Source organism: Paenibacillus solisilvae (genome assembly GCF_042656405.1).
Classification (GTDB): domain Bacteria; phylum Bacillota; class Bacilli; order Paenibacillales; family Paenibacillaceae; genus Paenibacillus_Z; species Paenibacillus_Z solisilvae.
Window position 1 is genome coordinate 1 of record NZ_JBHSOW010000146.1, and the last position, 931, is coordinate 931.

Below are 931 nucleotides of genomic sequence, written 5' to 3' on the forward strand. Positions count from 1 at the left end.
TTCCCTTTTCCTTGACGTTTGACGTCGGCGGACCCATAACCCGATCCGTCGCGGATGCGGCTATCGTCCTCGGCGTTGTTGCAGGAGCCGACCCGGACGACCCCGCGACTTACCAAAGTATTGGACGGTCGTATAAAGACTACACGCCATTCTTGAAAAAGAACGGGCTGAAGGGTGCTAGAATCGGAGTTTTACGCAATTATTTCGGGGCCAATGCGGAAGTAGACCAATCCGTAAATGTCGCCATCAAAGATATGCAAAAACAAGGGGCCGTCATTGTGGATTCCTTGAAAACTCCGCAGGATCTGATTGACGTATCCGGTAAAATCTTCAGCACCATTTCGGATTTGGAATTTAAATGGCAGCTTGAAGATTATTTTAAAACAAGAGGCGATGCGTTTCCGTTTAAAACATTATCTGACATCATATCGGATGCAGAAAAAAATAATGTGCCGATAAATGCTGGCGTGCTTGGACGTCTAAAGACATCAGAGGCCAGAGAGGGACTTCAGGATCCTTACTACCAGGCCACATTGAAAAATGGTCCGGAAATGTTTCGGAGAGTCATTGATCAAATACTGAAAGATAATGATCTGGATGCCGTTGTATTTCCGACAAGCTTTTGTACCGCTCAGCCCATTCCGGGAGTTAATGACGCAAGCTATAAATGCGGGGAAGCGCCTATCAGCAGCAATTTGGCCAGTTTATCCGGGTATCCATCCATTTCGGTACCGACTGGGTTTGCATCGGACGGGCTTCCCATTAGTATTTCATTTTTATCCGGAGCATACAGCGAACCGACCCTTATTAAGTTAGCGTATTCCTATGAACAAGCAACCCATCACCGGAAGCCTCCGCAATTTTTAAAATAATTAGGGGAATGGTCTGATTCCCACTCAACCGGAGCCTAAGCTCGGATGCCGCAAAGGCA

1 protein-coding gene is annotated in these 931 nt (G+C 47.0%); it reads left to right on the forward strand.

Annotated features, from left to right (window positions below; all coding sequences use genetic code 11):
- Positions 1-872 (forward strand): amidase family protein (locus ACFPYJ_RS33080; RefSeq protein ID WP_379192862.1); only part of this gene is annotated, 872 nt, incomplete at its 5' end.
- Positions 873-931: the final 59 nt, after the last annotated feature.